Raw genomic sequence first — 7,550 nt, forward strand, 5'->3', positions numbered from 1 at the left:
GAAACACGCTTGATACCTTCTGAGAAACCCTGCGGCATCTCCGTGGTCGTGTGCAAGTTCTTTCATTGCTCTCTTTCTTCAGCCGTGGCAATCAGCTTGCCGGATTAACCCCCAGAAGTAGTGCTAGCTTAATTAGATAGTGCCATCACAGCCTTTCGGCCTACTCCTTGGAACGCTGAGCCATAGCCAACGGAATATGGGAATTCTGGTGTCCCGACAACGATGCAGTTCTGCGTATTCCACTACTAATCACAAAACAACTTAATTGGTAGGAAATATATTGATACTACATCTAAATATATGAATGTCGGAATCGTACTCAAAACGTTCCCTCCGGATGTTATTGGAGGGATGGAAACGCAGACGAAACAGATGGCGACGAAACTCCACGAGTCCGGACACGATGTAACCGTTTTTACGAAGCAGTTCGGGGATCACCACGCCGATGAAGATCTCCCCTACGAAGTTGTCCGAATTCGTAACTGGCAACGGACGCCCCTTGTGAGTGACCTCACTTTCTTACTGTGTTGCTTGGTTGAGATCGTTTGTCGATCCAACGAACTGGACGTACTTCAGTGTATGATGCTGTACCCGGTTGGTTTTCTTGGGTATGTGGCGAACAAGCTCACCGGAGTACCGTACTTTGCTTGGATTCGTGGTGGGGATTACTATCTGATGAACGATGTGTACTGGAAACGGTGGATGATGAGGCGAGTGTTAGCGGACACGCTCGTCCTTGTGCAATCGACAGAAATAAAAATGGACGTCGCAACGGATTTCTACGATATCGATACAGATATAATGGTTCTCGGAAACGGTGTCGAGTGTCCGGCTGAACCGCGGCCTGATCCCGCGGTGAACAGAGTCATGTATGTCGGTCGGTTCGCCGAAAAGAAAGGACTCACCTATCTTATTGATGCAATCGAGAATATTTCTGTCGACTGTGAACTCGTTCTCGTGGGTGACGGCGATCAACGTAACCTAATCGAACGACGAGCAAAAGAAGCAGAGATCGATGTCCTGTTTGAGGGGTTCGTTCTTCCATCGAACGTCGATACGTACTATCAGGACGCATCGGTGTTCGTGCTCCCCTCGATTGAAGGTGAGGGCATGCCAAATGTCGTCCTCGAGGCGATGTCGTGGGGTGTCCCAGTTGTCTCGACGGATAGTGGTGGACTCCCATCGATGATTACCGATGGGAAGACGGGCTATGTGGTACCCATGCGTGATTCTGCGGCGCTTTGCACTGGTATCGAGACGATACTGAGCAATCCCTCGAAGCGAAAGGAGATGGGAAGTGCTGCACGTCAGTACGTATTCCAGAACAATTCGTGGGAACGGATCGTTAACGAACTGGAACATATTTATGATGACCTCATCCACTCGGAGTAGTTGCCTCAGCTGTTGACTGTCAAGGCGATCCCGAGCGCGTATTCGTCGGTCGATCATCCCGAATGTCGTTACATGCAACCGTCTCTGGTACTGGATGCGCTGAAAACAGCTAATTTCATATATTACGGACAGCAATTTCGACGTATGCTTATATATGAACGGGTTAAACATCTCTCTACTGAGGATGATTTAATCCTCGATCTCGGTGCGAAAGGTGGAAGCCACCTCACAGATACTGATGCGACGGTCGTTGCGATAGATATTGAATTTTCAAAATCGACCGACTTTAGCCAGGTAGCGTATTTGTATGCTGACGGAAGACAGCTACCATTCAAAAGTGACGTGTTTGATTTCGTCGTTCTCAATCAGGTACTCGAACATGTTGATGATAAAAAATGTATTTTTGAAGAAGTAACCCGTATTTTGAAACCAGATGGACGCGGGCTATTTTCGTTTCCAAACAGATTCGTTCCAAACACACCACATGGACTCCCCAGATATCTCTCTGCGTTACCGAAACCACTTGGGCTACGCCTTGCGAAGCGTCGCATAAATAAAACTGAGTACGAATATTATCGAGACGAGTTGTTTCCCTATTCACCGATCAGGGCACGATTGGCGTTGCAGGATCATTTTGATGATGTGAAGTATGTGACTGTATCTGAATCGGTAGCCAGCAAACACATCTACGGAGACCGACTTGCCCCACAGTTGTTCGTTTCTTTGCTACCACTACTGTCGTTTGTGACTCAATTCACGGTTGTCCAGTTCGTATTTGAACTCGTGTGGGGATATGTAGCGTATGAATGCGTAACCGATTCCTAGCTGTTATCGCACGCCGCATGCTGAGTCAGTGTCCCGGGACAGCTCACCGGAACCCTTCGAGTGGGTCGAGACCTGTGACCCACTCAAGAAATCAGTCAGCGAGCTCTCGGTACAGGTTCGTGAATTGGGTTCCGATCTGATTCCAGTCGAACTGCTGTTCGACATGGGTTCGTGCGTTCCGTCCCATCTCCCTGGCGTTTGACGGTTCGGCAAGCACCGTTGCCATCGCATCGCTAAGTTCGGTAACCGAGCCGGTTGGAACCACGAGCCCATCGATCCCGTCACGGACCATTTCGTTCGTTCCCCAGACATTGCTCGCAATGACTGGACAACTCGATGCCATCGCCTCAAGCCTGACATGTGGGAACCCTTCCGACCGAGATGGGTGAACGAACGCACGGGCGGTCGCCAATGCGTCCCGTATCACGCTGTGGTCAACGTTGCCATGAAAGATGAGCGAGTCATCGACACCGAGATCTCGTGCCAGTGATTCAAACACGTCCCGCTGTGGTCCATCTCCGTATATGTGAACGATCGTTTCTGGATGCTCTGCGGCGATTTCCGCCCAAGATTTGATGAGCAAATCGAATCCCTTTCGTTCGAACAGCGATCCGATCGCTACCAGATCAGTTGACTCGGATGGGTCGGCCTGGATGAATCGGTCGAACACAACCCCATACGGGATGACGTCGATTTTCGACCGGTCCACATAGTTCGCGTACAGGTCAGCTGTTTCCTGATTTACCACGACTATTTTGTCAGCACGCCTGAGAGTAATCCCGAAGAGTGTCTCCTTCACGCTGTTGTAGATGTTTTCTTGAGCCCAGGTGGCAACAGGAAGCAGTTTGTCCAACACGACGTCCGGCCACTCAATTCTGGTTACTTCCTTTATAAACCGCCGCTTGGACGGATCCGGTATATTGTGTGGTGGTTGGGCTGGTCCGAGGATTACTGGTGTTTCTTTTATTTGGTCTGTCAGCAGTAGTGGATTGAAAAACCGATAGTGAAAATTCAGGTGATGATATACATCGTAGCTACCTGTCCGGAGTTCTTTTCGTGCCTCTATAAACGAGTCCCTGTAGTACCGACTTCGTGTAGTCATAATTTCAGGCTCTCTGACAGTGATATTCTGATACGGTAGTTGATCAGTTACCTTCTTAAAATATCCGTGTACGTATGTGTTCTTGTCAGATTTCGCGATATGTTCTAACAAATAGTACTCTTTCCCATAACTATCGCTGTTCAGTGAGGGTCCCCCAGGTGACTGTAGTACATCTATTCGTTTCATATTCTAAATTGTGATTATATCTATCTGTAATATCCGTGTTATACGTAGAGTCAGTGAATACAATCTCTCCGAGTAGATACTTCGGTCTTTTGATCAGAAGGCAGTGGACCAGTTGTTCGATGGTAGACACCGACCGCTGTCATGATCCGCTGGCAGGAGTCGGACCGAAGATTTGTCCATAGTTTTCACAGGATATTGATTCACAGAGTCCTGATATCTTCTGGCTACTCGGAGATAATTGAGAGTATTCGTTCAGTAGCGTTGTGAGTAATTACGATCGAACGGTCCGTTTCTGGGAGGTTTCCGGACAGTGCGTCTGCCATCGCTGTTGGCAGTTCGTCTATCTCCGCGGGGAACAACACGTTTTGAACCGGTGCGAGCGATGCCAGATCTTTACGAAAAACATCTGTTACAACAGTTGGAGTTCCGCACACAGAGCTCTCGACGAACGCTGAAGAGCTGTTTGTGACCGCAATCCGAGCCTGTTTCACAGCAGTATCTATGTCTTCGAACGTTTCGACATACGAGCCTAGGTCGCGTTCTCTATACCAAGCTTCGGACTCGCTTGGGTGTAGTTTCACCTTGAGTTCTAACTTGTTGCGCTGACAGTAGGTAACCACGGTTCTGACGAGCTTCTCATACTGTCGCTTCTGCTCGGACTGTAAGTGCGAGTGAGGCTGACTAATAAAAAGCACGTCAAACGTTGGTTCGTCTTCTGCACTCGGTTCAGCAAGGTGTTCGTGCCAGGGTGACCCCGTCGGAACGATTTCTGACTCTGGATTTACAACCTTTTCGAAGGTACCTATCCACGGTTCTCCCCATATCAGATATGTTAACGGTGTGTAAAACGGACTTGACATACTGATATCATTTGTATAATACCATTGGATACCGTGCTGATATACAAATATATTATCAGTCTCTGTATTTGTAGTCAGGTACGGCATTGGCGTATACGTGTGTACTTTCGTCTCAGTATCAATCAATTCACTCACGCTCTCGCTTTTTATGTACTCCAATAGAGTGTAGTTGTACGCGTTGTATTTGTGGTGAATGTTGGTCTTATACGATAATAAACTACTTATTTTGTAAGTTAGATTGGCTGATTTGATCAGATATATCGGTATTTTTGTCAATGATACTGTTGCATGGAGTTCTTTATGTGTGATTACAGTATGGCCATCGGTTTCCCATTCGTCACGTCGGTCTTCAGCCGACGGTGAACAAAGCAACGCTGAATTCGCTCCGGTATCCGCAACCCGCGATGAGATCGTCGTCAACGAGTATGTAGTGTACTGTTTGGATGTACCAAGTACGAACACATGATCCAGTGGAAGATCCGTGACTGAACGACTCATGGAGACAATAGCGGTGAGAAGATATTTCACCCTACTCACAATGAGGTATGCTGTCAATACGAGTGGAAAAAATGGGTTCGTAATAAATGGTATCTGATTTTTTTCTGACACGATCTTGTCTTGTGAGAGGAGATGAAAGATACGAAACGGAACAAACCCGATTGGGTTTTTCTCGATATAACCTACCAATTTGCTATCTAAGTTAGCCGGGGTTTTTGTATCATTTGAATCCATACAAAAATTCTACCGTTTCAGGTATTTAAAACCGTCTGGAACCTAGCATCTGGCACCGAACTCAGATCAGCGGTCCGTCGGTGGATTACAGTACACGAACGAGACCGACTGATCCACAGACAAGCTCGTCAGTGGTGAGTGCATTCTGAAACGCGATAGAACAAAAAAGTATTTATTAGGAAAATATCTATCTATTTTGTGGAAACGTACGCCGATAAAATATTTCACTGTATGGTGTAGCTAAATAATTCCTCCTGAAGCCACTCTGAACTAAAAAGTTTAAAATAATTGATAAATGAAGATACTATTCGTTTCTAAATGGTACCACTCAAACCATCATCCAATTGTTAAATCACTGCAAGAGCAGGGACACGAAGTCAAATTCATCTCCCTCGAACTCCGGAACGTCAGAGAGCATGAGGTTCTCGACCCGACGGTTATCGGCTACTCGAAGCTGAAACACCGGAGCGATCAGCTGAGAAAGTTCTTGGATATCGGTGGAGAGAGTACAGTCCCGAAGTGCCGCCAACTGTATCAGGAGTTGGCCTCGTTCGACGCGGATGTGATCGTTATCCGCAACTACCAGATCTACTCGCTTATCTCACTCGTGTTAGCGAAGCTAGATGGTGCTAACATCATGATTCACGACCAGTGGCCAGTATGTCGGCCAACAGTATCTTGGAAGAAACAGATCGTGAACGACGTATTCAAACAAATATTTGACGCGCCACTCGTTCGCATCAGCCCGGTCAAAGGAGACTGTGAACGGTACGATTCGACCCAAGACGAGTATTATCTGCCGTTTGTGTACGATCCAGAGTTCGTGAAACCGTTCGAACAGAAGGAATATTTGAAAGGGGGTAGAATAAATATTATTATGGTCGGGACTCTGTGGAAAAAGCGAAAACGCCATCCCAATCTCCTGGATGCTGTGAACCAATTGTCCGACGAATACGATATTAAACTGACTATTGTGGGGAGTCTTCAGGAGCACAAATCCGCGTCCTGGTTACACAACTGTATCGATAGCCGGGATATGACCGATCAGGTCGATGTTCTCCAGAACCTTTCGTATCCGGTGTTGCAAGACCTCTACTTCGAACACGACCTGTTCGTACTACCGAGTGAGAACGAACCAGCAGCCGTTAGTATACTCGAAGCGATGACACAGGGCCTCCCGGTTATTTCCAGTGACGACAACGGCACACAGTGGTATGTGGACGAAGGACAGAACGGCTACGTCTTCCAAACGGGAAACGTTGCGGATCTTCGGGAGAAGATCGAGTCGATCATACAAGACGAGGAGACGATTTCACGGATGGGGAAACACAGCTACGACGTGGCGATCTCGCGTCACAGTCCCGACCGGTACTCCGAACAGCTGGAACAGATCGTCGAAAAAGAGTTCCAATAACTTAGAGGAACACGGACACCCTACTCAGAGTGATAGGTCGGATTTCTTCGGGCCATTGGGGACCGTTAGCAATCAGCGATTTCCAGGGACGGGTGGTAGCTGTCGTATTCGCTCCTGGATGCTGCTGAGGGTGGCTCTCGTTTCCTGACTACTCTTCAGTAGACGAATCAAAACTGCACTTCGCAAATACTATGTATTTGTTTTTTTTTCGGATCTACTCGCACCTCGAATCCTCTATCGGTTAGCAGCTCTATCACCTCCTCTTTGGTGCTTTCACCGTACCGCTCTTTGCCGGCATTGATAACTATTTTCCTCACGTCTAGCTCTCCCAACCCGCGAAGCACCTCCGGTTCTGCCCCCTCGGCTTCGATTTTCAGGTAATCGATGGTCTGCATCCCTTGTGAGTCTACGATTGATTCGAGTGTTCGAGCCGGAACATCCTGTTCGCCTACAAGCTGTCCGGAATCAATATCTATTGCAGAATCTTCCGAATTGTCATCACCGATTTTAAATGTAAGCGTCGTATTCTCAAACCACGCAGCGACGTTCTTGACGATAACGTTGTCATGCCGTCGCATGTTGTGGCGGAGTAGCGGACCAGTTATCGGACTCGGTTCCACCGCAAGAACACAACTAGCTTTTTGCGGCATATTCGACGGTTTCGCCGACATAGGCTCCAACGTCGACGACTGTATCGTTTTCTTCAATATCGACATGACCCTTCATCGTGTAAATATCTCGCTTGAACCGGAGATACGATCGGTTGAAACGATCATGGTCTCTGTCTCGTTTCGAATTGATAAACACTCCGAGTAGACTATTCGCCAGAGCTCAGCGATACCTCTGCAGTACTCGAATAACGCCACCTGTTCTCTGATAGGAGAGCCGTCTGAGAGGACTTATTTCCAGATTTTCTCTATGCCCGAACGTAATTAGACGAATAAGGGAGAGCCGCCGCTCATAGCGGCGGCACTCCGTTCACTGCGAGACGAATTTAGCCGTAGGTTCGTAGATGCGTGTTCCATCGCGTCCGAATCGT

6 protein-coding genes are annotated in these 7,550 nt (G+C 47.8%); 3 read left to right on the plus strand and 3 right to left on the minus strand.

The genetic code is table 11. The features are described from left to right. The first annotated feature begins 351 nt into the window (after positions 1–351). Both O2S87_RS17430 and O2S87_RS17435 read left to right on the plus strand, forming a co-directional pair. On the plus strand, positions 352–1,392 hold the full coding sequence (locus tag O2S87_RS17430; protein ID WP_475410021.1) for a glycosyltransferase family 4 protein: 1,041 nt from the start codon (positions 352–354) through the stop codon (positions 1,390–1,392). Next, positions 1,393–2,217 (plus strand): class I SAM-dependent methyltransferase, encoded by an 825-nt coding sequence (locus O2S87_RS17435; protein WP_475410022.1) that lies wholly within the window; start codon positions 1,393–1,395, stop codon positions 2,215–2,217. It abuts the gene before it with no gap. A gap of 91 nt (positions 2,218–2,308) precedes the next feature. Here O2S87_RS17435 and O2S87_RS17440 read toward each other — a convergent pair whose 3' ends face one another. Together O2S87_RS17440 and O2S87_RS17445 are read right to left on the minus strand one after the other, a co-directional pair. Then, a complete protein-coding gene (locus O2S87_RS17440; protein ID WP_475410023.1) occupies positions 2,309–3,505 on the minus strand; it encodes a glycosyltransferase family 4 protein in 1,197 nt (398 codons plus the stop codon). A 224-nt stretch (positions 3,506–3,729) separates the two neighbouring features. Then, positions 3,730–5,097, minus strand: a complete 1,368-nt coding sequence (locus tag O2S87_RS17445; protein WP_475410024.1) for a polysialyltransferase family glycosyltransferase — start codon at positions 5,095–5,097, stop codon at positions 3,730–3,732. Positions 5,098–5,392: 295 nt separating this feature from the next. Here O2S87_RS17445 and O2S87_RS17450 point away from each other — a divergent pair, with 295 nt between their 5' ends. Beyond that, on the plus strand, positions 5,393–6,511 hold the full coding sequence (locus O2S87_RS17450) for a glycosyltransferase family 4 protein (RefSeq protein ID WP_475410025.1): 1,119 nt from the start codon (positions 5,393–5,395) through the stop codon (positions 6,509–6,511). 167 nt (positions 6,512–6,678) lie between these two features. On the opposite strand, the gene O2S87_RS17455 is transcribed toward O2S87_RS17450, so the two are convergent. Beyond that, a complete protein-coding gene (locus O2S87_RS17455; protein WP_475410026.1) occupies positions 6,679–7,182 on the minus strand; it encodes an FkbM family methyltransferase in 504 nt (167 codons plus the stop codon). Between the last annotated feature and the right edge of the window lie 368 nt (positions 7,183–7,550).

The sequence above is a fragment of the Halohasta sp. A2 genome (assembly GCF_056175805.1).

Excerpts from the sequence above, each read along its gene's own strand:
- O2S87_RS17430 (WP_475410021.1), top strand. The coding sequence starts at position 352 with ATGGAAACGCAGACGAAACAGATGGCGACGAAACTCCACGAGTCCGGA.
- O2S87_RS17440 (WP_475410023.1), bottom strand. The coding sequence starts at position 3,505 with ATGAAACGAATAGATGTACTACAGTCACCTGGGGGACCCTCACTGAAC.
- O2S87_RS17445 (WP_475410024.1), bottom strand. The coding sequence starts at position 5,097 with ATGGATTCAAATGATACAAAAACCCCGGCTAACTTAGATAGCAAATTG.
- O2S87_RS17450 (WP_475410025.1), top strand. The coding sequence starts at position 5,393 with ATGAAGATACTATTCGTTTCTAAATGGTACCACTCAAACCATCATCCA.
- O2S87_RS17455 (WP_475410026.1), bottom strand. The coding sequence starts at position 7,182 with ATGTCGGCGAAACCGTCGAATATGCCGCAAAAAGCTAGTTGTGTTCTT.